Annotated in this window: 20 protein-coding genes and 1 riboswitch; of the genes, 13 read left to right on the top strand and 7 right to left on the bottom strand. The window is 70.9% G+C overall.

The genetic code is table 11. From position 1 onward, the window contains the following. Nucleotides 1-166: 166 nt before the first annotated feature. The 3 genes from AC3AGO_RS18620 (at nt 167) to AC3AGO_RS18610 (ending at nt 3058) form a co-directional block, all read left to right on the top strand. On the top strand, nt 167-1411 hold the full coding sequence (locus AC3AGO_RS18620; protein WP_487821342.1) for a PrsW family intramembrane metalloprotease: 1245 nt from the start codon (nt 167-169) through the stop codon (nt 1409-1411). A gap of 196 nt (nt 1412-1607) precedes the next feature. Next, on the top strand, nt 1608-2078 hold the full coding sequence (locus tag AC3AGO_RS18615; protein WP_487821341.1) for a very short patch repair endonuclease: 471 nt from the start codon (nt 1608-1610) through the stop codon (nt 2076-2078). Nucleotides 2079-2302: 224 nt separating this feature from the next. After that, entirely contained in the window at nt 2303-3058 is a 756-nt protein-coding gene (locus tag AC3AGO_RS18610; protein ID WP_487821340.1) for an HNH endonuclease, read from the top strand. Here the strand turns inward: AC3AGO_RS18610 and AC3AGO_RS18605 are convergent, their stop codons facing one another. Beyond that, nucleotides 3059-3505 carry an ATP-binding protein gene (locus AC3AGO_RS18605; protein WP_487821339.1) on the bottom strand — a complete coding sequence of 149 codons (447 nt, stop codon included), beginning with the start codon at nt 3503-3505 and terminating at the stop codon, nt 3059-3061. Nucleotides 3506-3683: 178 nt separating this feature from the next. On the opposite strand from AC3AGO_RS18605, the gene AC3AGO_RS18600 reads away from it, so the two are divergent. From AC3AGO_RS18600 to AC3AGO_RS18590, 3 genes are all read left to right on the top strand, one after another. Beyond that, nucleotides 3684-4532, top strand: a complete 849-nt coding sequence (locus tag AC3AGO_RS18600; RefSeq protein ID WP_487821338.1) for a helix-turn-helix domain-containing protein — start codon at nt 3684-3686, stop codon at nt 4530-4532. Beyond that, nucleotides 4516-4728, top strand: coding sequence for a DUF397 domain-containing protein (locus AC3AGO_RS18595; RefSeq protein WP_487821337.1), 213 nt, complete (start codon nt 4516-4518; stop codon nt 4726-4728). The genes AC3AGO_RS18600 and AC3AGO_RS18595 overlap by 17 nt, the downstream gene beginning before the upstream one ends. 162 nt (nt 4729-4890) lie before the next feature. After that, nucleotides 4891-5295, top strand: coding sequence for a PPOX class F420-dependent oxidoreductase (locus tag AC3AGO_RS18590; RefSeq protein WP_487824704.1), 405 nt, complete (start codon nt 4891-4893; stop codon nt 5293-5295). Here AC3AGO_RS18590 and AC3AGO_RS18585 read toward each other — a convergent pair. The 4 genes from AC3AGO_RS18585 to AC3AGO_RS18570 all read right to left on the bottom strand — a co-directional run bounded on the left by AC3AGO_RS18585 (nt 5255) and on the right by AC3AGO_RS18570 (nt 11263). Then, a complete protein-coding gene (locus AC3AGO_RS18585; protein ID WP_487821336.1) occupies nt 5255-6319 on the bottom strand; it encodes a hypothetical protein in 1065 nt (354 codons plus the stop codon). The two genes, AC3AGO_RS18590 and AC3AGO_RS18585, sit on opposite strands and share 41 nt — an antisense overlap. A gap of 71 nt (nt 6320-6390) precedes the next feature. Further along, nucleotides 6391-7362, bottom strand: a complete 972-nt coding sequence (locus tag AC3AGO_RS18580; RefSeq protein ID WP_487821335.1) for an aldo/keto reductase — start codon at nt 7360-7362, stop codon at nt 6391-6393. Between the two features lie 842 nt (nt 7363-8204). Next, nucleotides 8205-9359, bottom strand: a complete 1155-nt coding sequence (locus AC3AGO_RS18575) for a M23 family metallopeptidase (RefSeq protein ID WP_487824703.1) — start codon at nt 9357-9359, stop codon at nt 8205-8207. A 256-nt stretch (nt 9360-9615) separates the two neighbouring features. Beyond that, nucleotides 9616-9833, bottom strand: a riboswitch (cyclic di-AMP (ydaO/yuaA leader). A 287-nt stretch (nt 9834-10120) separates the two neighbouring features. Further along, the gene (locus tag AC3AGO_RS18570) at nt 10121-11263 is read right to left on the bottom strand and encodes a PP2C family protein-serine/threonine phosphatase (protein WP_487821334.1); all 1143 of its coding nucleotides are present in this window, start codon (nt 11261-11263) and stop codon (nt 10121-10123) included. A gap of 248 nt (nt 11264-11511) precedes the next feature. On the opposite strand from AC3AGO_RS18570, the gene AC3AGO_RS18565 reads away from it, so the two are divergent. The 4 genes from AC3AGO_RS18565 (at nt 11512) to AC3AGO_RS18550 (ending at nt 18709) form a co-directional block, all read left to right on the top strand. After that, on the top strand, nt 11512-12825 hold the full coding sequence (locus tag AC3AGO_RS18565) for a PP2C family protein-serine/threonine phosphatase (protein WP_487821333.1): 1314 nt from the start codon (nt 11512-11514) through the stop codon (nt 12823-12825). After that, nucleotides 12822-13310, top strand: a complete 489-nt coding sequence (crcB, locus tag AC3AGO_RS18560) for a fluoride efflux transporter CrcB (RefSeq protein WP_487821332.1) — start codon at nt 12822-12824, stop codon at nt 13308-13310. The genes AC3AGO_RS18565 and crcB overlap by 4 nt, the downstream gene beginning before the upstream one ends. 484 nt (nt 13311-13794) lie before the next feature. Continuing rightward, nucleotides 13795-14784 (top strand): DMT family transporter, encoded by a 990-nt coding sequence (locus AC3AGO_RS18555; protein ID WP_487821331.1) that lies wholly within the window; start codon nt 13795-13797, stop codon nt 14782-14784. Further along, nucleotides 14774-18709 (top strand): non-ribosomal peptide synthetase family protein, encoded by a 3936-nt coding sequence (locus AC3AGO_RS18550; RefSeq protein ID WP_487821330.1) that lies wholly within the window; start codon nt 14774-14776, stop codon nt 18707-18709. Before AC3AGO_RS18555 ends, AC3AGO_RS18550 begins: the two co-directional genes overlap by 11 nt. A gap of 59 nt (nt 18710-18768) precedes the next feature. On the opposite strand, the gene AC3AGO_RS18545 is transcribed toward AC3AGO_RS18550, so the two are convergent. Continuing rightward, complete coding sequence (locus AC3AGO_RS18545; protein ID WP_487821329.1) at nt 18769-20181, bottom strand: amino acid permease; 1413 nt, start codon at nt 20179-20181, stop codon at nt 18769-18771. Between the two features lie 145 nt (nt 20182-20326). Here AC3AGO_RS18545 and AC3AGO_RS18540 point away from each other — a divergent pair, with 145 nt between their 5' ends. Beyond that, entirely contained in the window at nt 20327-21166 is an 840-nt protein-coding gene (locus AC3AGO_RS18540) for an IclR family transcriptional regulator (protein WP_487821328.1), read from the top strand. Nucleotides 21167-21168: 2 nt separating this feature from the next. On the opposite strand, the gene hutC is transcribed toward AC3AGO_RS18540, so the two are convergent. Next, complete coding sequence (gene hutC / locus AC3AGO_RS18535) at nt 21169-21924, bottom strand: histidine utilization transcriptional repressor HutC (protein WP_487821327.1); 756 nt, start codon at nt 21922-21924, stop codon at nt 21169-21171. Nucleotides 21925-22133: 209 nt separating this feature from the next. Here hutC and hutU point away from each other — a divergent pair, with 209 nt between their 5' ends. Next, complete coding sequence (gene hutU / locus AC3AGO_RS18530; RefSeq protein WP_487821326.1) at nt 22134-23819, top strand: urocanate hydratase; 1686 nt, start codon at nt 22134-22136, stop codon at nt 23817-23819. Then, complete coding sequence (gene hutG / locus AC3AGO_RS18525) at nt 23816-24799, top strand: formimidoylglutamase (protein WP_487821325.1); 984 nt, start codon at nt 23816-23818, stop codon at nt 24797-24799. The genes hutU and hutG overlap by 4 nt, the downstream gene beginning before the upstream one ends. Nucleotides 24800-24803 lie beyond the last annotated feature (4 nt).

Here is a 24803-nt window from a genome sequence, read left to right as displayed (position 1 = left end):
GAGCGGCACTCCGGGGGACGTCCCGGGCAGCGCTCCGGGCAGCGCCCCTGAGAACGCCCCGGGCGACGCCCCGGTCGGCGCCCCTGAGAGCACCCCCGGGGGCGCGCACCATCCGCCACTCCCCGCGTACGCCCCGCCACCCGGCGAGACCCCGCACTTCCCGGAGATGCCGGCCTCCCCCGCGCAGTGGCGCTATCACGCGCCGGCCACGCCCTCCTGGTGGCACCGCCACAACCGCACGATCCGCATCCTCACCCTCGCCGCGCTGCTCACCGTCTGCGGCCTGGCGATCTTCGCGCTGGTACGCGAACAGACCGGCACCCTGGGCATGTTCGTCGGACTCGGCCTCGCCGTCCTCCCCGTACCGCTGCTCATCGCCGCCTTCCGCTGGATAGACGGCGTCGAACCAACTCCCTGGCGCAACCACGCGTTCGCCTTCGCCTGGGGCGCGTGCGCCGCGACGCTCGCCGCGATCCTCACCAACAGCGCGGCCACCGACTGGCTCGCCAACTCCGCGGCGCACGCGGACACTCTGGGCGCCACGGTCGTCGCCCCGCTCGTCGAGGAGTCGGCGAAATCCGCGGCGATCCTGCTGCTCTTCCTCTTCCGCCGCCGCGATTTCGACGGCGTCGTCTCCGGCATCGCCATCGCCGGCATCACCGCGACCGGCTTCGCCTTCACGGAGAACGTGCTCTACCTCGGCACCGCCTTCGGCGAGGACCAACTCCTCCCGCCGAACGCCCTGCACGAGTCGATAACCCTCTCCACGTTCTTCATCCGCATCGTCCTCGCGCCCTTCGCCCACCCGCTGTTCACGGCGCTGACGGGCATCGCGTTCGGCATCGTCGCGGCCCTCCCCGGCAGAAGCAGACTGTTCAAGGTGACGGTCCCGGCCCTCGGACTCCTCACCTCGGCCCTGCTGCACGCCATATGGAACGGCTCCGCCTCGTACCCGACCGTCGTCTTCTTCCTGACGTACGTGTGCTTCATGCTCCCCGTGCTGGTTTCCCTCGCCTGGCTCGCCGTCTGGTCCCGCCGCAACGAACTCCGCACCGTCCGCGACACCCTTCCCGCCTACGCCGAAGCCGGCTGGTTCGGACCGGCCGAGCCCTGGTCCCTGGGCACCATGCGGGCCCGCACCATGGCCCGCGCCCAGGTCCGCCGCACCCACGGCCCCTCCGCTACCCGCACCCTCGCCGAATACCAGCACTTCGCGACGGCCCTCGCCCTCCTCCGCGCCCGCGCCAACCACGGCGCCCCGGCCCCCGACTTCCCGGCCCGCGAACAGGAACTCCTACACCACCTCTGGCACCGCCGCCCCCTCTCAGCCCCACCGACAGTCACCGCGGCCCACACCCTCAACAGGCCCCGTATCCCGGGAGAGTGGGCAACAGGAGCGCCCCGCCGCTGACAAGATCGTCCTGGTCATCCAGTGAAGGCGCGCGCCCCATATAGACCCAGCCCGCAGGCAATTCCGCTCAGTTGACCTGTGCAGGCATGCACCTGCGCTGATAATTTGCCGGGCCAGATCGACAGCACTCTGACGACTGACGTTCCATGGAGACCGGCACCTTATCTAAGAAGCAGAATGAGAAAGAGATTTATCTATGAGCGATGACCACCGGGAATCTGCTGATCAACCCTGGGAGCGCCCCGAAGGCTCATGGGCATCCTCAGAGTCCCGGCGCCGGAATATGCAGGCGATCCGCCACCGGGACACGAAGCCAGAGCGCCTTGTCCGGCAGCTCGTACACGCCCAGGGGTTCCGATACCGAGTAGCTGCAAGACCGTTGCCCAACCTGCGACGCACAGCTGACATGGTGTTCCGGCCAACTAAAGTCGCCGTATTTATCGACGGCTGCTACTGGCACGGATGCCCAGAACACTATGTCCCGCCGAAGACTAACTCTGGCTACTGGTCGGACAAGGTTACCCGCAATGTCACGCGTGACCGGGATACCGACCAGCGCCTCACTGACGCTGGATGGACCGTGCTCCGGTTCTGGGAACACGAATCTCCCGACAACTGCGCTCTCACGATCGCTTCCACAGTCAGCCGCCTGCGGAATGAGAGTTGAGTTGATACATGCAGGCCAGTTATCTTGTGCGAATCATTTGCTACGCCAAGGACCTTGACACCGAGCTGCTTCCCGGCAGTTACTGCTGGACCTTTACCTTAAGTTTTCCGCACGCGTGGCTGTCGATCTCGACCAGGCAAGGCGCTGGAACCCTGCGTTGTGCAACCTGCCGGCCAGCCCCTACTTCCTCACAGGCTCCCGCACACGCTCATACGATATGTGCCATGCGGATACCTCCTTGGTCCTGGGACGAACTGATACTGGCCGGCGCGCTGGTGGTCCGGAACGGTTGGCAGGAGCTGCGTGAGCGGGACCGCGAGGTGCAGGCTCTCTCCGATCTGCTGCGCTCGCTCCCCCTCCATGGCGATGCCGTCCACCAATCAGAGAGCTTCCGCTCCCCTGCCAGCGTCAGCCGCAAGACCACGGACCTGGCGACCAATCACCCTGGCTACAGCAGAAAAGCGACTAAGGGCAGCAAACTCGATAAGCAGGTCATCACGGCCTTCATCGAGCATGAGAGTGAGATGCTCCAGGCTGCCGATGCGATCGAAGCAGGGGTTGGAACCGGGGAGCTTCACCGGATCCCGGAGCAACCCGATGAGGTCGGAGAAGACGGCGTAACCGCGCTCGAAGGGCGCCTCCTCTCCCGCTGGGCGACATCGCGTGAGCGAAACCCCAAGCTGCGTCGCCAGAAGGTGGAGCGGGCCCGGCGCCTCGGACAGCCCCTGCAGTGTGAGGTCTGCAGCTTCCGCTTCGATCTCACCTACGGCGAACTTGGCGAAGGCTACGTTGAGGTACACCACACCCTCCCCCTGCACATCTCGGGACCTCAGGAGACCAAGCTGGATGACCTCGCCTTCCTGTGTTCCAACTGCCATCGCATGTGCCACAAGAGCTTCCAAGGCGAGTCATGGCGCACACCTGCAGCGGTCCGGGCCGAGATCGCGAAGGCCGCAGAACGCACGAGCCGAGAGCCATAGTCACTCTGGCTCTGTCTGACCACGAGCCGGGTAGTCAGCCACAGTGATGACGTCCGAGGCGATCTCGCACCAGACTGTCTTGTGGTCGGGGTGTTGGGTGGTGCCCCAGCTCGTGGTTAGCGCGTCCAGCAAGGCCAGGCCTCGGCCTGATTCCTGGTTGGGCGTGGGGGTCAGTTGGAGGGGGAGGGCTCTTGGGGAGGGGTCGGTTAGTTCGATGCGGGGGTTGGGGGGCGTCATGACGAGGTGGAGCGTTGCCGGGGTGCCCTCGCCTACGTGGACGATCACGTTCGTGACCAGTTCGCTGACGCAGAGCTCCGCCGCGTCGGCCAGCCACGGCATGCCCCACAGTTCGAAGTGGGATCTCGTCCAGTGCCGCAGGTCAGCTACGGCCTTCGCCTCCGCGAGGAAGGACAGCGTCAGCTCTTCGCACTGATCCAACTCCCTCATCGCGCCGCCCCCTTGGCGGCGCACAGCACGTACGCAAGCCGACTCGCCCCTGAAACCCTCATTACGTCACCCTTCCGTGCGCTCTGTGATGTACCGCTCACAGCGTCGGCTGTCGGGCCGTAGCGTCATAGGGGTTCAGGTTCAGCGGGGAACGCTGCGGAAATGGAGGTGGCCAACCGTGCCACCGGACAAGGACCTTGACGCCTCAGCCGGCGTCCCGGAGTTCTACGGGGCGGAGTTGCGGCACAAGCGGAAGGCTGCCGGGCTGACCCTGCAGCAGTTGGCCGATGACGGCTTCTACAGCGTCGCGTTTCTGAGTCAGATCGAGATGGGCGACCGCCGGATGCCCGTCGACTTCGCTCGTCACGCCGATCAGAAGCTGGGTACGGACGGGTTCTTCGAGCGCCGTTGTGAAGACGTGCGCAAAGCCCGCCGCTCAGGCCATGCCGAATACTTCGCCGATGTTGCCGAGATGGAGAAGCGCGCGCAGACCATCGAGGACTGGGCGCCCGCGCTCGTCCCGGGGCTGTTGCAGACGGAGGCGTACGCGCGGGCAGTCGTCCGTGCCCAGTACCCGATGGACAGGTCCGCCGATGTGGACCGCAAGGTGAGTGCCCGGCTCGGCCGCGCCGGCATCTTCGATGAGCCGTCGATGCCGGAGCTCTGGGTGGTCCTGCACGAGGCCGTGCTGCGTCAGCCGGTAGAAGAACCGCAGGTCATGGCCGAACAGTTGGCTCACATCGTGGAGATGACGCATCGCTGCCACGTCATTACGCAGGTCGTGCCGCTGAACGCCGGGGCGTATCCGTTCATGATGGGCATGGCCCGGTTCATGACCTTCCCCGACGCTCCACCGATGCTGTACACGGAGGGCCTGCACAGCGGCCAACTCATCGACGATCCGGGCCTCGTGAAGCGATATGCGAGGTCGTACGATCTGCTCAGGGCCGCCGCATTGTCGCCGAAGGCGTCCCTGACCATGATCGAGACCGTGGCAGAGGACTACCGAAATGACCACCACCAGTGAGCTGACTGACGCCGTGTGGCGCAAGAGCAGCTACAGCAACGGTGACGGCGGAGAGTGTGTCGAGGTCGCCGTCGGCATACCCGGCCGGGTTCCCGTACGGGACAGCAAGGATCCGTACGGAGCCGAGCTCGCGTTCTCGTCACACAGCTGGGCCGGGTTCGTCGGAGCCCTGCGCGAGGGGCGGCTCCGCGGCTGAACCCGTAAGGGGGCTGAACCCGTAGGGGACGGCTGAGCCCGTAAGGGCGGGGCGCTCCGGCGTATGCCCCGGGCAGGGATCATCTCGGGGTCCGGGTTACGTACGATCAGGGGCGTTGGTCTCCTGAGAGGAGTTGCCGTGGACGACGCCGCGTTGTCGAGGATGCTGACCCGGTACGACCTGGGGGTGTTGGTCACCCTCAAGCGCGACGGCCGGCCGCAGCTGTCGAATGTCAACTACATCTACTCGCCGCAGAAGCGCCTCGTCCGTGTGTCGATCACCGCGGACCGTGCCAAGGCGCGGAACCTCGCCCGGGATCCGCGGACCAGCTTCTACGTCACCAGCAAGGACGGCTGGTCGTGGGCGGTCGCCGAGGGGAACACCGAGCTGACGCCCGTCGCGCAGGACCCGGGCGACGCGACCGTCGACGAACTGGTCGAGGTCTACAGCCTGATCCGCGGCGATCACCCCGACTGGGACGAGTACCGCGCCGCGATGGTCGCGGACCGCCGGCTCGTCGCGCGGATCAACGTGGAGCGGGTGTACGGGCACATCCAGCGCCGCTGACCCGTACGCCCGGAGCAGGTGCCCCGGCCCGCAGCGCGGCACGGACCGTACGGACGAGCTGCGCCGGATCCTCGCGCACCGTCTGTGGAGTGACCGTGATCACGCGCAGGCCGTGTTCCTCGATGCGCAGCCGCCGGGCCTGGGTGGACTGCCAGGCGTCACGCTCGAAGTGGTGCTCCGCGGAGTCCACTTCGAGCACGACGCCGTGATCCGGCCAGTACGCGTCGGGCCGCGCGATCCACCGCCCGTCCCCCGTCACCAGGTCCGCGTTCCACAGGGGCTCGGGCACTCCGGCGCCCCGCAGCACCCCGCGGGCGTCCCCCTCGGCCACGGAACGCACCCCGGCCACGAGCTCCTCCGCCGCCCCGCGCACCAGGGGCAACCGCAGCAGCCGCCCCTCCCGCAGCTCCGTCACCAACTCCCCCACGGTGCACCCGCCCCGCCGTTGCACCGCCGCGGCGAGCTGCGCCCGCAAGGCGTCGGGCAGCCCCTCCCAGCGCGCCGCGGCATCCGCGGCGGCCCGGGCCGGAAGGGTGCAGGGCACACCGTCGGGCCAGCCCCACCAGGACGGCCACCGTTTCGTACGGACCCGCCGTACGTACCCCTGACATTTTGCGCCCCGCCCCACGGGGACGAGCACCGGCACCGTCTCCACCGCATCGCGCCCGCTCCGCAGCCCGCGCAGAGCCAGCGCGGCCTCGCCGGTGACGAGCGCACCGGGTACGGCGCCGGGACGCAGCGGCCCCGATCCGGACCCTGACACCGACCCCGAGCCGGCCCCCGACCCCGACCCCGACGCGAACAGCGCGGCGGCGAGCGCCCGTTGTGCCGGGTCGGGCGGGCCCGTCTGGAGCAGGAAGACCCCCGGCAGCAGGCGCTGCCAGGGGCCGCCGGCACGACATCGCCGGGTGACCGACGTGGAACTGAGCCCCGCTGCCTCCAGCTGCGTACGGGTCGCCAGGCCGCGTTGGCAGCGGGCGAGTCCGGCGATCGCGTCGAGATCTGCCGTGGTCCGTCCGGGCATGGCCCCCGCCCCGTCGTGCGTCGTACCGTTCGTTCAACGAACAGTACGACGCACCACCGACAACGGCCCTGCTACGCCGACGCGACCGTCAGACTCGCGACCTCGGCTTCCGTCAGGGGCGTGTCGGCTGCCGCGAGCAGGGCTGGGAGTTGGTCGACCTTGCGGGCGCTGGCGATGGGGGCTGTGACCGTGGGCTGGGCCGCGAGCCAGGCGAGGGCGATGGTGGCGGGGGACGCGTCCCGCGACTGGGCGATCTCCTCCAGGGCCCGGAGGACCTTCTGGCCACGGTCGGACGCGAGGTAGTCCGCGACACGCGAGGCCCGCGCGCCCTCGGGCTGCTGCCCGGGACGGTACTTGCCGGTCAGGAAGCCGGACGCCAGCGCGTAGTACGGCATGACGCCCAACCCCTCCCGCGCCGCGAGCTGTTCGAGCTCACCCTCGTAGGTGTCGCGCGACATCAGGTTGTAGTGCGGCTGCAGCGCGACGTAGCGGGCGAGGCCCTCGCGGGAGCTGAAGTCGAGGGAGGCCTGGAGGCGGGCCGGGGTGATGTTGGAGGCCGCGATCTCGCGGACCTTGCCCTCCTTCACCAGCTCGTCCAGAGCGGTGATGATCTCCGAGACCTCGACGCTCTCGTCGTCGAAGTGCGTGTAGTACAGGTCGATGTAGTCCGTACGCAGCCGCCGCAGCGAGTCCTCGACGCCGGCCTTGATGGCCGGTGCGGAGAGGCCCTTGTTCGGGGGCAGCGCGCCGACCTTCGTCGCGAGGACGACCTGCTCGCGTACGGTGCTGCCGCGCTCGGCCAGCCAGTTGCCGATGACGGTCTCGGACTCGCCGCCCGAATTGCCGTCCACCCAGGCCGAGTAGACGTCGGCCGTGTCGATGAAATTGCCGCCGGCGGCGAGGTACGCGTCGAGTACGGCGAACGAGGTCGGTTCGTCCGCGGTCCAGCCGAAGACGTTGCCGCCGAGGGAGAGCGGGGAGACGGCCAGCGTGCCGAGAGGGCGCCGGTCCTCCGCGGAGTGGGAGTGAGAGTCAGAAGCCATGATCCCGACCGTAACTCCGTCCCGGCCACAACTCCCCTCGGAACGCCCACCGGACCGGAAAACCGGCGGCCCTGGTGTCGGGGGGTGAGCCACCAGAGCCGCCGGGGTCATGAGGGACGTGAGTCCGAGGACGTGAGTCCCGAGGACGTGAATCCCGAGGACGTGAGTCCGAGGGGCGCAGTCATGAAGGGCCGGGCTGAGGGCCGGGCTCCGCGGCCACCCCCGTACGGGCGCCTGCCCTACGGGATCGGCCCGTACGGGTCCTGGCCCCTACGGGAGGGCGCCCCTACGGCAGGGCCCCCGTTCGCCGCCGCCCCGTCCCCTCCTTGGTGTACCGCCGTGCAGGTCCGCAGGTCGGATGGTGCGTTGACCGGGCGGTTCCGCCGGCGGGCCGGGGCGGCGGCGTGCCCACGTCACCTGCGTGGTGGCCGGTGACGTGACATCTGCGGTACGGGGGCCGTGCTCCGGTACGAAGAGGCCGGGGTACCCGCGCACCGCCCGCCGAACCCCGAGGCGCAGGACGGAAGTAGAGAGCGGGCCGGCCCAGGAGCCCCGAGTCCGGCGGACCGGACCACGAGCCCCGCCGCCGAGTCCGGCGGACCGGACCACGAGCCCGGGGCCGGGTCCTGCGGACCGGACCAGAAGCCCTGCCGGGCCCGGCGGACCGGGCCCGGCAGGCCAGACCCGCCGCCCGGAGCCGGCGGCCCGGGACCGACCACAACCGGCCGGCCCCGAAGCCCTCAAGACCACAAAGCCCCAAGCCCCGAAGGAACCGAAGGCCCCCGAAGGTCCCGGAAGGCCCCGGAGATCCAGAGACCCCCAAGCCCCCAAGCCCCCGCCCCTCAGACGCTGAGGCCCTTCCCCCGCAGCCAGGCCAGTGGGTCGACCGCGTCGCCGCCGCCCGGGTGGACCTCCACGTGCAGGTGCGGGCCCGAGGAGTTGCCGGTGGAGCCGACCCGGCCGATGACGTCGCCGGTGTTCACCTTCTCGCCCGCCGACTTGTTCATCGACGAGAGGTGGCAGAACCACAGCTCCGTACCGTCGTCCAGCTCCAGCACGATGCGGTAGCCGAACGAGCCCGCCCAGCCCGCTTCCTTGATGGTGCCGGTGTGGATGGCCTTCACGGGGGTGCCCGTAGGGGAGGCGAAGTCCTGGCCCGAGTGGGTGGACTGCCACATGCCGCCGGAGGCGCCGAAGCCCTCGGAGAGCGTGTAGTTGGAGACCGGGACGGTGAAGGAGCGGGCCAGCTTGGCGAGTCGGGCGGCCTCCGCCTTGCGCTGCTTCTCCTCCTCGATCTTGCGCTGCTTCTCGGCCTCCGCCTTGCGTTCGGCCTTGGCGTGCGCGGCCGCCTTCTCCGCTGCGGCCTTCGCGGCCTGCTGCGCCGCGGCCTCGCGGGCCTGCGCGTCGGCCTCGTTCTGCTGCTGGTCGGCCTGCGCGAGGATGCGGGAGCGGAGCGCCTCGCCCGCGTCGGTACGGCCGGCCTCGGTGTCGCCGTCGGTGAGGCCCGCCTGCGTGAGGGGCCGGCCGGCGGCCACGGTGGTCTCGTCGTCCGAGCCGCTTGCCATCAGCTTGTCGACGCCGGGTATCTCGTCGGCGCCGGGGAGCTTGTCGGCCGCGGAGGCCAGGTCCGGCATCGAAATGGGCGCCGGGGCCTTGTCCTTGGCGGTGGCCATGCCGCCCGCGCCGACCGCGGCGATCATGCCGACGCCGAGGACGGCACCGCTGCGGGCCATGCCGCCGCTGCGCTGCTTGCCCACGCGGTGTCTGCCGCGGACGGGGCGGAGGGAGTCCTCGGTGGGGTTCCACTCGTCCCACTGCTCGCTGTCGTCCCGCGCGTCGGGCGGTCCGTACGCCACGCGGGGGAGGACGGAGGTGGCCGAGGGCGCGTCCCCGGAAAGGGAGTCCCCGGAGAGGGAGTTCCCCGACAGGGGTTCCCCTGACAGGGATGGGCCGGAGGGTGAAGTCCCGTACGGGGAGGGGCCGTAGGGGTCGGCCATGCTGCCGTACTCGTCGTACGCGGGCCGCGGCCCGCCGTGGGTGCCGTACGCGCCGCCCTGCGGCTCGTACGCACCGCCCTGCGGACCGTACGCACCGCCGCCGGACCCGTACGCGCCACCGGGCCCGTAGGAACCGCTGTGAGTACCGCCGTGGATGGTGCCGTGCTCGGTGCCGTACTCGCGGCCGCCGAAGGGCGGTTCGCTCACGGGCGAGGCTTCGGGGGCATGCCTCATGGACGCCACGGGTGGCGCTCTCCTTTCCTTCCTTCTCGCCTACCGGGTTAGCTGACGGGTTCGGAGCAGGAAGGTCTCCTACGGGCGCCTCGTGGGAGAAGGCGTCCGATTCACCCCGGACCTCTCCGGACGGCCCTTACGGGTCCGGCCGTTGAGGAACCCTTCTCCGGCGGCATCGTCGACGCCCGGCTGAGAAGGGGTGGTTCCCCGGTTCCCTCGGTGCTGTAGCTATCGAGTTGTGACTCGTGGTGCCGCACTTACAGGATTCGGCGACGGCGCACGGTGCCGTCTCTCGTGACGGCAGTGACGACCGCGCTGCGTTATCGAACGTTAATAGAGCCGGGCCCCGGATTCCAAGCCGTTCCGGTGAATTTGTAGTCGGGTTTGCCAGGCACTTTTCCCTCACACAGGGTCAATTGGGGCGCAGAATCACGCGTTTTGCGCCACGTACTCGCGGAGAGTGACGAACACGGAGCGGCATCGGCCCCGTTGACACGCCGTCACGTCAGCCGCCGGCCTTCACGTCGTCACCACGACTTCGCACTCGCCCCGTGATCAATGTGATCTTGAGCGGTACGCCGTGCCGCGAGCAGCGCCATGTCGTCGGTCGTCCCGCCGCCGCCCGTGTACGCCTGAACGTCCGCCATCACGGCGTCGAGCAGCGCGTCCACGGTCCCGAAGCGCTGCCCCGCCAGCTGCTTCACCGGCTCGTAGAAGGCGCCGTCGACCGCGGACCGGGCCTCCGACAAGCCGTCCGTGTAGAGGAGGAGTTGGGCGCCGGGCGAGAAGCGGACTTCCTCGGCGTGGTCCGGCCACCGCCCCAGCTCCGGCATCCCCAGGGGCAGCGCGTGGACCGAGGGGTCGACGGAGCGCACCGACCCGTCCGGGTCCAGCACCAGGGGGGCCGGGTGGCCCCGGTTGACGATGCGCAGGGTGTCGGGCCGGCCGGCGGGCAGTTCGGCCAGCACCGCCGTCGTGAACCCCTCGAACTGGTCCAGCCCCTGCCGCCGTTGGCCCTCCCGCTGCAGTGCCCCCTCCAGCCGCGCCGCCAGCCCCTCCAGCGTCCACTCCTGCTCGGCCGCCTCCCGGAAGGCGCCGATCACGATGACGACGGCCTCCACGGCGCCGAGTCCCTTGCCCCGTACATCACCGATCAGCATCCGCGTCCCGTACGGGGTTTCCTGTACGGCATAGAGGTCCCCGCCGATCCGCGCGTCGGTCTGCGCCGCCTGGTAGCGCGCCCCGAACTCGAGCGTCCCGATCCGGCCGGGCGGCAGCGGCAGAACGGCGCGCTGCGCGGCTTCGGCGATGCCCCGCGCGGAGGCGAGCGCGGCGTCGCCGCGGCTGAGCACCCGGTTGATGAAGACGGCGAGCGCGCCGACGGTGACGATCGTCAGCGTCCGCATGACGGCGGACAGACCGTCCGCTCCGACGTCGACGAGCAGCAGGTACGCGAAGCACAGCGAGGAGACCACGCCGGTGAGGGCGGTGCAGCGGATGCCGCAGAAGGGGGCGGCGACCAGCGGTGCGGCGGAGAAGAAGGGCGCTCCGGTGATCGCGGGATTGTCGGAGACCGCTTTGCAGAGGAGGCCGAGGACGATCAACAGAGCCGGAACCCAGCGGGCGTACACCGGCTTGTCCCTGCCTATGGCAGGCACTCTCTCCCGCACCAGTCCGCTCCCTCTGTTCCCGCTGTCCCTGTGCTGAGGCACCCGACCAATCTGGCCCGTCCCGTACGGGTCGGCCAGTTGACCTCCCCCATTCGCCCCGCCCCCGGCCGCTCCCGCCGCGCGGGCCGCGCCGCGGAACGTTCCACTGGAACGACTAGCCGGCAAGACGACCGGCCGGTAGGACGGGTCGGCGACGGCCGGAGACCGGTGTCCGGGGCATCGGAATGCCGCACGAAGGAGCGCGATCGGTGGGTACGGGCAGGGCCCTCACACAGGCGAGACCCGCCGCGTGGCCACCGGCGTGGATGCGCTGGCTGCCCCCGGTGCTCATCGTCCTCGCGGTCGTCCTGGAACTGGGCGCGCCGCCCCGGTACTTCTTCGGTTCGCTCCTCAGCGCGGCCGTGCTGCTCGGCGCACTCGTCTACCGGCCGCCGGCGACCGCCGCGACGGGCGTCACCTGCGTCGTCATCCTGCTGGTGCTCAACCTCGCCGACAGCGACGAGTACGACGCGCACATCGGCGGCTCCCTGGTGACCCTCGGCGTGGTCATCGTGCTCGTCACCCTGCTGTCCCTGGCCCGGGTGCGGACGCTGCGTCAGCTGAACCAGGTGCGGGCCGTCGCCCAGGCGGCCCAACTCGCCCTGCTGCGGCCCCTGCCGGAGCGTATGGGCCCCGTACGGATGGCCGGCTTCTATCAGGCGGCCACCGACGAGGCGCTCATCGGCGGCGATCTGTACTGCGTACGGCAGAGCCCCTACGGGCTGCGGGTGCTGGTGGGGGACGTACGGGGGAAGGGCATCGGTGCGACGGGGACGGTGGCCACGGTGCTGGCGTCGTTCCGCGAGGCGGCCACGGTCTGCCCGGACCTGCCGGAGGTCGCCGACAGGATCGAGGCGTCGCTGGCGCTGGACCGGGAGGACGCGGCCTCGGGGATGGTCTCCGGGATCGGCCCGGTGACCCTGACGGGGCCCGGAGGCCGGCACACCCGCGCGGCGGCCACCGTCTCGGGGAATCCTGCGGACATGGACGCCGTCGCCCGGAGCGCCGACGAGCTGTTCGCGACGGCCGTGCTGCTGGAGTTCCCGCCGGGGGAGGAAGTGGTGCGCATCCTCGACCGCGGCCATCCGCCGCTGATCCGCCTCGGCCGGGACGAGGTCACCCCGCTGGAACCCGAGTACGGGCTGCCGCTCGGCCTCGGCGAACTCGCCCCGTCCGCGCAGCGGGTGGGGGAGTTCGCGTTTCCGGCAGGCCGGATGCTGGTGGCCTACTCGGACGGCGTCACCGAGGCCCGCGACCGGGACGGCGCGTTCTATCCGCTAGAGGACCGGCTGGCCGCGCACTTCACGGACGCGGCGACGGACTGGGACGCGGCTCCCCCGTCGTCGCCCGCGGACGTCGTCACCTTCGTCCAGCACGACGTCACCCGCTGGACTCCCGTACTCGGCGACGATCTGGTCGTCGTCGTCCTCCAGCGCTGCGCCGACGAGCGCCGTCCGGACGGGGCCGGCGACGGGAGCGACGAACCCGGCGGCGAGAGCGACGCATCCGGCGACGGCCCGTGAGGGCTTCCGGCAGCGGGCAGGCGGGCGAGCCCCTCGACCCCGACGTCGATCTGCGGGTGCCCGCGCAACGGGGCGAACTGCGGCGCGGGCACGGGTCCGTACTGGCGGCGGTCGCCGTGGGCGGGGCGCTGGGCGCGGTCGCCCGGTACGGCGCCGCGCAGCTGTGGCCGACGTCTCCCGGCGGGTTTCCGTGGACGACGCTGTGGGTGAACGTGTCCGGGTGCGCGGTGATGGGCGTGTTCATGGTGCTGCTCACCGAGGTGTGGACTGCTCATCCGCTGGTGCGGCCGTTCTTCGGTACGGGGGTGCTGGGCGGGTTCACCACGTTCTCGACGTACGCGGTGGACATCCGGACGCTGGTGGCCGGCGGCGAGGCCCGTACCGGCCTGGCGTATCTGGCGGTGACGCTCCTGGCGGCACTGGCCGCGGTCTGGGCCACGGCGTGGACGACGCGCCGCGTCCTGGCCGTACGGAGGGCGCGGTGAACCGGGCCGGGCCGGCGGGGGCACACGCCGGCTGACCGGGCCGCGCGACCGGACCGCGACCGGGACCGGCACAGCGCAGCCGCCTGACTGTTCCTCACCACCCGCTCCCGCTCCGCCCGTTGAGCCGCGCGTGACCTGTCGCGGCTGCCCGCACGGCTTCGCATCCGTGGGGCCTGAGCTGCGGTGGTACCGGGAGGAACAGACCGGTTCGCGGGGGATGTCCAGCCGTCCGGCGGGGTTTGTTAGGTAAGCCTTACCTGCCTTAAAGTCTCCCGGCCAGATCCGGCCGTGCTCACCGCTCGACCGGCCGGATCCGACGCATCGTCATGTCCCGTCCGGGATGTGACGCCTTGCCATGTCCCGTCCGGGACAGTCCCCACCGGATCGGAGAACCGCACGTGTTCACTTCCGCCGCGCCCCCAGCGGCCGCAACCGCCCCGCCGCCCGCCTGCCTTGTGACGGCAGCCCCGCACGGGGAGGCCGGATGAGGGGCAACCGTACGGTGCTCGACCCCGCGCTCACCGCTCTCGCTCCGGCGGTCTGGGGCAGCACCTACCTGGTGACGACGGAGCTGCTGCCGTCCGACAGGCCGCTGCTGGCGTCCACCGTGCGCGCGCTGCCCGCCGGCCTCGTGCTCGTCGCGGCCGGCCGTGTCCTGCCGCGCGGCGCGTGGTGGTGGCGTGCGCTGGTGCTGGGCGTGCTGAACATCGGCGCCTTCTTCTACCTGCTGTTCGTGGCCGCCTACCACCTCCCCGGCGGCGTGGCCGCGCTCGTGGTGGCCATCCAGCCCATGCTCGTACTGCTGCTGGCGGCACTGCTGTTGAAGGACCGGATACGTCCGCTGCAAGTGGCGGCGTGCGTGCTCGGCGTACTCGGCGTGGCACTGCTCGTGCTGCAGCCGGAGGCCGGCGTGGACACCGTCGGCGTCCTGGCCGGACTCGGCGGCGCGGTCTGCATGGCCTCCGGCATCGTGCTCACCAAGCGCTGGGGCCGCCCGGAGGGGGTGAGCGTCTTGACGTTCACCGGCTGGCAGCTGGCTGTCGGCGGTCTCGTCCTGGCGCCCGCGACGCTGCTCGCCGAGGGCCTCCCCGACCGGATCACCGGGACGAACGTCACCGGGTTCCTCTATCTGAGCGTGATCGGCGCGCTGCTGGCGTACGCGGTCTGGTTCCGCGGCATCGAACGGCTGCCCGCGCTGGCGGTCTCCGTCCTCGGCTTCGCCAGCCCGCTGGCCGCCACCGTGCTCGGCTACGCCGTGCTCGGCGAGGCGCTGTCGCCGCTCCAACTGGCCGGTGCCGTGGCCGTCGTGGCCTCGGTCTTCCTCGCCCAGCCCCGGCAGCGGCCGGCCACGGCACCCCGTGGTCCCGAACCTGCCCGCGGCTCCCCGAGCACCCCGGGAGACCGGCAGGAAACGGAGCCCAGGACCGCGGCGGAGCCCCGGAACAGCGAGGAGTCCGCGACCCATGCGCAGTGACCACGTCCCCGGCGTCGGAGAGAAGCCCGTGAACATCCCCCGGCCGAGCACCACCCGAAAGCCGAACACCGCACGACCACGCGTACGACCACGGACCCGCCCGCACACACCCGGCACCCGTACGGGCACCGGCCTGCCCGCCCTCCTGCGGGAACAGGCAGCCGCCCGGCCCGACGGCACGGCGGTCACCGGTGACGGCGAGAGCCTCACCTTCCGGGAGCTGACCCGCACCGCCGAACGGCTGGCCGGAAAACTGCACCGGCTCGGCGCGGCACCCGGAGACACCGTCGGCCTGTACGCCGAACCGTCCCCCGGGCTGGTCACCGGGGCGTGGGGCGTCCTCTTCGCCGGAGCGGCCTATCTGCCGCTGGCCCCGGAGTATCCGGAGGAGCGGCTGCGCTACATGATCGAGGACAGCGGTACGCGCGTCATCGTCACCCAGGACCATCTCGCGCACCGGCTGGCCGAGTTGGCGCCCCGGGGAACGCACATCGTCACCCTTTCCGAGGCCGAGGAGTCCGCGGACACGTGTCCCGCGCCGCCGCGGGCCGACGACCTGGCGTACGTCATCTACACCTCGGGCAGCACCGGCAGGCCGAAGGGTGTGCTGATCGAGCACCGCAGTGTCACCTCCCAGATGCGCTGGATGCAGACCTGCGGCCACCTGGGCCGGGACACCACCGTGCTGCAGAAGACGCCGATGAGCTTCGACGCGGCGCAGTGGGAGATCCTCGCCCCCGCCGTGGGAGGCCGGGTCGTCGCCGGCGTGCCGGGCGTCCACCGTGACCCCGGGGCACTCATCCGTACGGTCACCGAGCACCGGGTGACCACGCTGCAGTGCGTACCGACGCTCCTCCAGGCGCTGCTGGACCACGAGGAGTTCTCCCGCTGTACCTCGCTGCGCCGCGTCTTCTCCGGCGGCGAGGCACTCTCCCGCCGGCTCGCACGCTCCCTCACGGACGAACTGCCGTGGGTCTCCCTGGTCAATCTGTACGGGCCGACGGAGTGCACCATCAACGCGACCGCGTATCTGGTCGACCCGGACGAGCTCGGCGACGACGCCGGAACGGTCCCCATCGGCGTACCCGTCGACAACACACAGTGCTTCATCCTCGACGAGAACCGCGCACCCGTGGACATCGGAGAAACGGGCGAACTGTATATCGGTGGCGTCCAATTGGCGCGCGGCTACCTGGGCCGGCCGGAGCAGACCAGTGAACGGTTCGTGCCCTCCCCCTTCGTACCGACCGAACGGCTGTACCGCACGGGCGATCTCGCGTACTGGAACCCGGACGGTTCGATCCAGTTCGCCGGACGGGCGGACAATCAGGTCAAACTGCGGGGCCATCGCGTCGAACTGGACGAGATCGCCCTGGCGATGGAGGAGCACACCTGGGTCCGGCGGGCTGCGGCACTCGTCACCGACGACGAACGGACCGGCTCCCGGCGCCTGGTGGCGTGCGTGGAGCTGAACCCGAAGGAAGCGGCCCTGATGGACCAGGGCAGCCACGGCGGCCACCATCTGTCCAAGGCGGACAAGCTCCAGGTGAAGGCGCAGCTGTCCGCCCCGGGACTGCGGGACGCCGCCGAGCTGCGCCGCCGCCCCGTGGTGGCCCTGCCCGGCGCGCGGGAGACCGTACGGCAGCGGCGCGAGACCTTCGCCCGCAAGACGTACCGGTTCTACGAGGGCGGCAAGGTCACCCGTGACGACCTGCTGGAGCTCCTCGCCCCGCGCCCGGCAGGCAGCGGCAGGGGCCGCGGCCTGCACGAGGTGACGCTCGCCGAGACCGGCGAACTCCTCCGCTGGTTCGGCCAGTTCCGCAGTGAGGAACGGCTGCTGCCGAAGTACGCGTACGCCTCGCCGGGCGCGCTGTACGCGACGCAGCTGTACGTGGAGACGGGCGGCGCCTGCGGTCTGGAAGCGGGCGTGTACTACTACCACCCCGTCGAGCACACCCTCGTCCGCGTCGGCGACGCGGAAGGCACTGCCGGGCCGTACCTGTCGGTGCACTTCGCCGGCCGGCAGCGGGCGATCGAGCCGGTCTACAAGAACAACATCCGCGAAGTGCTGGAGTTCGAGACGGGCCACATGGTCGGCCTGTTCGAGGAGGTGCTCCCCGAGTACGGGCTGAACATCCGCCCCCAGGGCCACCACCCGGCCGTGCGGGACCGGCTGGACCTCGCCGAAGAGGACCACTACCTGGGCACGTTCGAGATCCACCCGGACGACGGGCGGCCCCGGCAGGACACGGCCGAGATCTACGTACAGGCGCATCCCGGAGGAGTCGAGGGCCTGACGCCGGGTCAGTATTGTCATGAGCGTGGCAAGCTGCGCCGGATCTCGGACGAGCTGGTGCTCTCCCGGCACGTCATCGCCATCAACCAGCAGGTGTACGAGCGGGCCGCGTTCGGCATCACCGCAGTGAGCCGGGCCCCGGAGCCGTGGCTGGAGTACATCGGCCTCGGCACGAAGCTCCACCACCTTCAGCGCAACGGGCTCCATTTTGGTTTCATGTCCGCGGGCTACAGCTCGAAGACGGGCACTCCGCTGCCCGCCGCACGGCGCATGGACGCCGTCCTGAGCTCCTGCGGCATCACGCCCGGGCCCTCGTACTTCTTCGTCGGCGGCCGGGTCAGCGACGAGCAGATCCGCAGCGAGGGCATGTACGAGGACTCCGTCCACATGCGGGGACCGGCCGAGACCGTCAGGGACGAGCTGAACCGGCAGCTGCCCGGCTACATGGTTCCGGACCGGATCCTGGTGCTCGACGAACTGCCGCTGACTGCCAACGGGAAGGTCGACGCGGTGGCGCTGGCCGCCTCCGAGGACGTCCGCTCCGCGGAGACGGGCAGCCCGTACGTGGCCCCGTCCACGCCGACCGAACGGTGGCTCGCGGAGGCCTGGGGCGCGGCGCTGAAGTACGGACACGTGTCCGTGGAGGACGAGTTCTTCGCCTCCGGCGGGAACTCGCTGCACGCCGTCGCACTGATCCACAGGATCAACAGGGAGTTCGGCACACAGCTGCCGCTGCAGGCCGTCTTCGAGCACCCGAAGCTGGCCGGCCTGGCTGCCCGGATCGACAGCGGCCTCGGCACGCCGTCGTCACGGCTGGTGCTGCTGGACGGAGAGGGCGAGCGGGAGCCCGTGTTCTGCTGGCCGGGGCTCGGCGGCTACCCGATGAACCTCCGCCATCTGGCACGCGCCGCGGGCGACGGCCGGCCGTTCTACGGGATCCAGGCGCACGGCATCAACGCCGGCGAGACCCCGTACCCCACGGTCCGCGACATGGCGGCCGCCGACCTGGCCGAGATCCGGCGCACACAGCCCGACGGGCCCTACACGCTGTGGGGTTACTCCTTCGGCGCCCGCGTCGCCTTCGAGACGGCCTGGCAGCTGGAGCAGGCCGGGGAAGAGGTGACGGAACTGCTGCTGATCTGCCCCGGGAACCCGGAGATCCGCACGCACGACGCCGAACGGCACGGCCGGACCGCCTCGTACGGCAATCCCGCCTACGTGACGATCCTGTTCTCCGTCTTCGCCGGAAACGTCAGTGGAGCGGCGCTGCGGCGCTGTCTGGCGGTGACCCGCGACGAGGACACGTTCGTGGCGTTCGTCCACGGCCTGTACCCGGCGCTGGACGAGGAGCTGATCCGCAGGATCGTCCGGATCGTGGGGGAGACGTACGAATTCGAGTACAGCTTCCGCGAGTTGGCCGACCGGCGGCTGAACGCCCCGGTGACCGTCCTCAAGGCCGCCGGGGACGACTACTCGTTCCTCGAAGGGCACTCCGGCTACTCGGCCGAGCCCCCGGCGGTGGTCCAGCTGGACGGCGACCACTACAGCGTCCTGAAGGAGGACGGCGTCGACGGGCTGGCCTCGGCGATCCGCGGTCGGACAGCACGAAGCCCCGGCCGGGAATCCTGACCGGGGCCCGAAGGTGCCGGCCGCTGCCCCTCCACCGGGAGGGGCAGCGGCCGGTCCGCTCACGCGTCGAGTTCCGCGAGATCGTCCTCGGTGCGCTTCTCCGCGGCCGGGCCCGCCGACCGGGGCCGGACCCACAGGGCGTGGATCCCGGCGAGGAGTGCCAGCCAGACCACGCCGACCACCAGAGCGGTCCGCGTGCCGTCGTAGAAGCCGAGCAGCACCACGATGCCGACCATGAAGACGATGGCGGCGATCTGTCCGTACGGCCAGAAGGGCGCGGGGAACTTCAGCGCCGCCGTCTCCTCCGCCGACATCTTCCGGCGCGCCCTGACATGCGTCAGCAGGATCATCAGCCACACCCAGACCGTGGCGAAGGTCGCGATCGAGGAGATGATCAGGAAGACGCTCTCGGGCATCAGGGCGTTCAGCAGGACGCCGCCGAGCAGGGCACCGGTCATGATGACGGTGGTCACCCAGGGCACGCCGTTGCGGGTGACCTGCCGCATGACCGCGGGCCCCTGGCCGCGCTCCGCCATGCCGTACATCGTGCGGCCCGCGGCGAAGATGTCGCTGTTGATCGCGGAGAGCGCCGCGGTGAGGACGACGGCGTTCAGCACGGCGGCCGCGGACTTGAGCCCGACGCCGCTGAAGATCTCGACGAAGGGGCTTCCCGAGGCGTCGATCTGCTGCCAGGGCGTGACCGACATGATGACGGCGAGCGTCAGCACGTAGAAGAGGATGATGCGCACCGGGATGGAGTTGATCGCGCCGGGGATCGTCTTCTCCGGGTTCTCCGCCTCACCCGCCGTGACGCCGATGATCTCCGTGCCGCCGAAGGCGAACATGACCACGGCGAAGGACATCACGAAGCCGTCGATGCCGTTGGCGAAGAAGCCGCCGTGGGACCACAGGTTCGACAGTCCGACATCGGCACCGCCGCTGCCGATACCGAAGGCGATCACGGCGATGCCGGCCAGGATCATCGCGATGATGGCGACGATCTTCACCAGGGAGAGCCAGAACTCCAGCTCACCGAAGACCTTGACGCTGACGAGGTTGAGCGCGCCGATGAGGAGAACCGCGGCGAGCACCCAGATCCAGCGGGGCACGTCGGGAAACCAGAACCCCATGTAGACGCCGACCGCGGTCACGTCCGCCACGCAGACGATCACCATCTCGAAGGCGTACGTCCAGCCTGTGGTGAATCCGGCGAGCGGGCCGAGATGCTTGGTCGCGTACTCACCGAAGGAGCCGGCGCTGGGGGAACTCACCGCCATCTCGCCGAGGGACCGCAGGACGAGGAAGACGGCCGCTCCGCCGATCAGATAGGCCAGGAGGACCGCGGGGCCCCCGGCTTGGATCGACTCGGAGGAGCCGTAGAAGAGCCCGGTGCCGATGGCGGACCCCAGGGCGATGAAACGGATGTGCCGGGAACGGAGCCCTCTGCTCAGGCCGGCCTTGTCATTACGCAAACGTGTGCTCTCCTCTTCGGGCCTGCACCGGAGTATGCCGGGGCGGCCGTTCCCGGCCGCGCGGCGGTCCGTCTGTCGGGGGAAGCCGCGACGAACGGGGAGCCTGTATATTCCTGCCTATACAGGAGCGTCAAGAGGTGGTCCGATGAGTGAACGGCGGCCAACACCCGGGGCGACGTCGTCGAGTTCCTCTCCGGCCGTCGGCCGGGCGCTGGACATCCTGGTGCATCTCGCCGGCCGCCCGGGACCGGTGCGAGCCGTGACGCTCGCCCGTGACCTGGGCATTCCCCGCTCGTCCGCGTACCACGTCCTCACCGTCCTGGCCGACCGCGGCTTCGTCACGTACCTGCCGGAGGAGCGGGCGTACGGGCTCGGCGTCACCTCGTTCGAGGTCGGCTCCGCCTATCTGCGGCACGAGCCCCTGGAACGGCTCGCCCGTCCCGTCCTGCGCACCCTCGCGAACCGTCTCGGCCAGACCGTGCACCTGGGCATCCTGCACGGCGCGGAAACCGTCTATCTGCTCAAGGAGCGGCCGCCCGCCGTACGGGCCGGCGACGTCGACATCGCGCTCGTCACCGACATCGGCGTACGGCTGCCGGCCCACCTCACGGCCAACGGGCGGGCCATCCTCGCGCACACCTCCGAGGCCCAGCTCCGGGCGCTCTTCCCGCGGCCCGGCGACCTGACGACCCGTACGGGCAAGGGGCCCCGGACCCTGCCGGGGCTGGCCGGCGAACTGGCGCGGGAGCGGGAGCGCGGCTGGTCGCAGGAGATCGAACTGGTCACCCAGGGGTTCCGTTCGATGGGGGTGGCCGCCTTCGACCACAACGAGCGGCCGGTCGCCGCGATCAGCAGCACCTGGCGCCGCCACCGCTGCCGGCACGACGTGGACCAGGTGCGGGACATCCTGCAGCAGGGCGCCGCGCGGCTCACCGCGGCCGTCTCGGGCCGTGCGCCACAGTCGTCGGGACCGCGGGCCGCCTGAGGTCAGTGCGTGTCGAACGCGCCCTCGAGGCGGTAGCGCGAGCCGGGGTGCAGCAGCCGCGCGATGCTCACGAGAACGTCCCGTGACCAGGTGCGGCGCAGCACGAGCAGGCACGGCTCGCCCGGCGCGACCCCGAGGATCGCGCACTCCTCCTCCGAGGCCAGGACCGCCTCCACGATGTGTTCGCCCCTGCCCGGCGGCGCGACCTTGGAGAGGAACGTGAAGGGCGTCTGCCGGCTGAAGTCCTGCTCCAGGTAGCCGGGCGCGAAGGCCGGGTTGACGTAGCGGTCCTCGAGCTGGACCGGCACCCCGTCCTCGTAGTGCACCACCCGGGAGTGGAAGACGGGCCGCCCCTCGGCGAGACCGAGCTGCGCGCCCGTCTTCGCGTCGGCCGGCTCCTCGCGCACCGCCAGCACCCGGGCCCCGTAACGGTGGCCGCGCTGCCGCACCTCGTCGGCGATGTTGTGCACCTCCAGCAGCGCGGAGCTGGACTTGGCCGGCGCCACGAAGCTGCCCACGCCCATGACCCGCCGGATGACGCCCTCGGTGGCCAGCTCGCGCAGGGCACGGTTGATCGTCATCCGGGACAGCCCGAGCGCCTCGACGAACTGGCTCTCCGAGGGAAGGGCGTCGTCCTCACGCCAGTTGCCGTCCGCGATCTGCCCGGCGACGAGATCCTTCACGCGCTGATACGCGGGAGTGGAACCGGCCGAGCGCTGCTCGTACAGACGGCCGAGGTCCGCCGGATCCACGACCACGCCGTCCACCCTCCTCGTCACCACTGCACTGCAACTGCCCCGTACGCCACCGAAGTCTAGGGGGAACGTCCCCGTCGCCGGGGGCCGAGGACGCGCTGCCGCACAGGAAGGTCTCGGATCCGAGAAACCCGGACGACGCCGCTGGTCCGGCGACCGCCGCTGCCGTGTCATGGCGGGACATCAGCTCGTTCCCCCGCCGAGGAGTGCACATGACCAGCGTTTCCCCCGACGTACCGGGTGTCGTCCGCGCCCCGCGCGGCACCGGACTCAACTGCCTCGGCTGGCAGCAGGAGGGCGCCCTGCGGATGCTCATGAACAACCTGGACCCCGAGGTCGCCGAGCACCCCGAGGACCTGGTCGTCTACGGCGGCACCGGCAAGGCGGCCCGCAGCCGGGAGGCGTACGACGCCATCGTCCGCACGCTGAAGACGCTGAAGGACGACGAGACGCTGCTGGTCCAGTCCGGCAAGCCCGTCGGCGTCATGCGGACCAGCGAGTGGGCGCCGCGCGTCCTGCTCGCCAACTCCAACCTCGTGGGCGACTGGGCCAATTGGGAGGAGTTCCGCTCGCTGGAGGCGCGCGGGCTCATCATGTACGGCCAGATGACGGCCGGTTCGTGGATCTACATCGGCAGCCAGGGCATCCTCCAGGGCACCTACGAGACGTTCGGCGCCGTCGCCCGCAAGAAGTTCGGCGGCAGCCTCGCCGGCACCATCACCCTCACAGCGGGCCTCGGCGGGATGGGCGGCGCGCAGCCGCTCGCCGTCACCATGAACGAGGGCGTGGCAATCTGCGTCGACTGCGACCCGTCCCGCATCGAGCGCCGCATCGCCCACCGCTACCTGGACGTGGCGGCCGACGACCTGGACCACGCGCTCCGCCTCGCCACCGAGGCCCGTGACGCGCGCAGGCCGCTGTCCATCGGCCTGGCCGGGAACGCCGCCGAGGTCTTCCCCGAACTGCTGCGCCGGGGCGCGCCCATGGACATCGTCACCGACCAGACCAGCGCCCACGACCCGCTGTCCTACCTCCCCGTGGGCGTGACCCTGGAGGAGTGGCACGAGCGGGCCCGCAAGGATCCCGCGGACTTCACCGAGCGCTCCCGTACGTCCATGGCCCGGCACGTCGAGGCCATGGTCGGCTTCCTCGACGCGGGCGCCGAGGTCTTCGACTACGGCAACTCCATCCGCGACGAGGCCCGGAAGGCGGGCTATCAGCGCGCGTTCGACTTCCCCGGCTTCGTACCGGCGCACATCCGGCCGCTGTTCGAGGAGGGTCTGGGCCCGTTCCGCTGGGCGGCGCTCTCCGGTGACCCGAAGGACATCGAGGCCACCGACAAGGCGATCAAGGAGCTGTTCCCGGAGAACCAACACCTGCACCGCTGGCTCGACATGGCCGGCGAGCGCGTCGAGTTCGAGGGCCTGCCGGCCCGTATCTGCTGGCTCGGATACGGCGAACGGCACCGCGCCGGCCTCAAGTTCAACGAGATGGTGGCCTCCGGCAAGCTGTCCGCGCCGGTCGCCATCGGCCGCGACCACCTGGACTCCGGCTCCGTCGCCTCGCCGTACCGCGAGACCGAGTCGATGCTCGACGGCTCCGACGCCATCGCCGACTGGCCGCTGCTCAACGCCCTGGTGAACACCTCGTCCGGCGCCTCCTGGGTCTCCCTGCACCACGGCGGCGGCGTCGGCATGGGCCGCTCCATCCACGCCGGCCAGGTCTGCGTCGCCGACGGCACGGACCTCGCGGCACAGAAGCTCGCCAGGGTCCTCACCAACGACCCCGGCATGGGCGTCATCCGGCACGTCGACGCCGGTTACGAGCACGCCGCCTCGGTCGCCCAGGAGCGCGGCGTGCGCATCCCGATGACGGAGACCGAGGACGGTACGGCGTGAGCGTCGCGCGTACGGCCGGGCCGCCGCTGTCCGTGGACGTCCCGGCGGCTGCGTGGAGCGGCCGGGACGACGGCCCCGGCGCCGACGACCTGCGCTGGCACCGGGCCGTCCGCCTCGACCCGGACCAAGTGGCCCCGGGCGACGTCGCGTTCGTCGGCTTCCGCAGCGACGAGGGCGTACGCCGCAACAAGGGCCGGCAGGGCGCGGCGGACGGCCCGGCCGCGCTGCGCCGCGCCCTCGCCTCCATGGCGCTGCCCGAGCGGCTCCGGGCGCTGGACGCCGGCGACATCGAGGTGCCGGGAGAGGGCGAGGACGGCCTGGAGTCCGGGCAGCAGCGCCTGGGCCGTACGGTCGCCGCGCTGGCCGACCGGGGGCATCCGGTGATCGTGCTGGGCGGCGGCCACGAGGTCGCGTACGGCAGCTACTGCGGGCTGGAACAGTCGCGCGCGCTGCGCGGGGGCGGCCGTCTCGGAGTGCTGAACCTCGACGCGCACTTCGACCTGCGCGACGACATCCGGCCCAGCTCCGGCACGCCCTTCCTGCAGATGGCGCAGAGCGAGAAGCGGCACGGCCGGGAGCTCGGCTACCGGGTCCTGGGCATCAGTCAGCCGAGCAACACACAGCGGCTGTTCAGGACGGCGGACGCGCTCGGGGTCCGTCATCTGCGGGACACCGAGTGCGGACTGCTGGACATGGCGCGCGTCGAGACCTTCGTCAGGGAGTTCCTCGCGAGCTGCGACATCGTGCATCTGAGCATCGACCTCGACGTGCTCCCGGCCGCCGTCGCCCCGGGCGTCAGCGCCCCCGCCGCACACGGGGTGCCGATGGAGGTCATCGAGCAGGTCTGCGCCCGGGTGGCGGCGAGCGGCAAGCTCGCGGTGTGCGATGTCGCCGAGCTGAACCCGGAGTTCGACGTGGACGGGCGCACGGCGCGCGCCGGCGCCCGCCTGATCCACCGCATCGCGACGTCTCGCGGCTGAACGG

This window comes from Streptomyces sp. BL1, from assembly GCF_057628045.1.
This window is presented reverse-complemented; position numbering and strand designations above follow the sequence as displayed.

Bases quoted from the DNA above. Each gene is read 5' to 3' on its own strand.
- AC3AGO_RS18610 (WP_487821340.1), top strand. From the start codon at position 2,303: ATGCGGATACCTCCTTGGTCCTGGGACGAACTGATACTGGCCGGCGCG.
- AC3AGO_RS18555 (WP_487821331.1), top strand. From the start codon at position 13,795: ATGAGGGGCAACCGTACGGTGCTCGACCCCGCGCTCACCGCTCTCGCT.
- AC3AGO_RS18605 (WP_487821339.1), bottom strand. From the start codon at position 3,505: ATGAGGGAGTTGGATCAGTGCGAAGAGCTGACGCTGTCCTTCCTCGCG.
- hutU (WP_487821326.1), top strand. From the start codon at position 22,134: ATGACCAGCGTTTCCCCCGACGTACCGGGTGTCGTCCGCGCCCCGCGC.
- AC3AGO_RS18590 (WP_487824704.1), top strand. From the start codon at position 4,891: ATGCTGACCCGGTACGACCTGGGGGTGTTGGTCACCCTCAAGCGCGAC.
- AC3AGO_RS18615 (WP_487821341.1), top strand. From the start codon at position 1,608: ATGAGCGATGACCACCGGGAATCTGCTGATCAACCCTGGGAGCGCCCC.
- AC3AGO_RS18540 (WP_487821328.1), top strand. From the start codon at position 20,327: ATGAGTGAACGGCGGCCAACACCCGGGGCGACGTCGTCGAGTTCCTCT.
- AC3AGO_RS18580 (WP_487821335.1), bottom strand. From the start codon at position 7,362: ATGGCTTCTGACTCTCACTCCCACTCCGCGGAGGACCGGCGCCCTCTC.
- AC3AGO_RS18550 (WP_487821330.1), top strand. From the start codon at position 14,774: ATGCGCAGTGACCACGTCCCCGGCGTCGGAGAGAAGCCCGTGAACATC.
- AC3AGO_RS18585 (WP_487821336.1), bottom strand. From the start codon at position 6,319: ATGCCCGGACGGACCACGGCAGATCTCGACGCGATCGCCGGACTCGCC.
- AC3AGO_RS18575 (WP_487824703.1), bottom strand. From the start codon at position 9,359: ATGGCCGACCCCTACGGCCCCTCCCCGTACGGGACTTCACCCTCCGGC.
- AC3AGO_RS18620 (WP_487821342.1), top strand. From the start codon at position 167: ATGCCGGCCTCCCCCGCGCAGTGGCGCTATCACGCGCCGGCCACGCCC.
- AC3AGO_RS18595 (WP_487821337.1), top strand. From the start codon at position 4,516: ATGACCACCACCAGTGAGCTGACTGACGCCGTGTGGCGCAAGAGCAGC.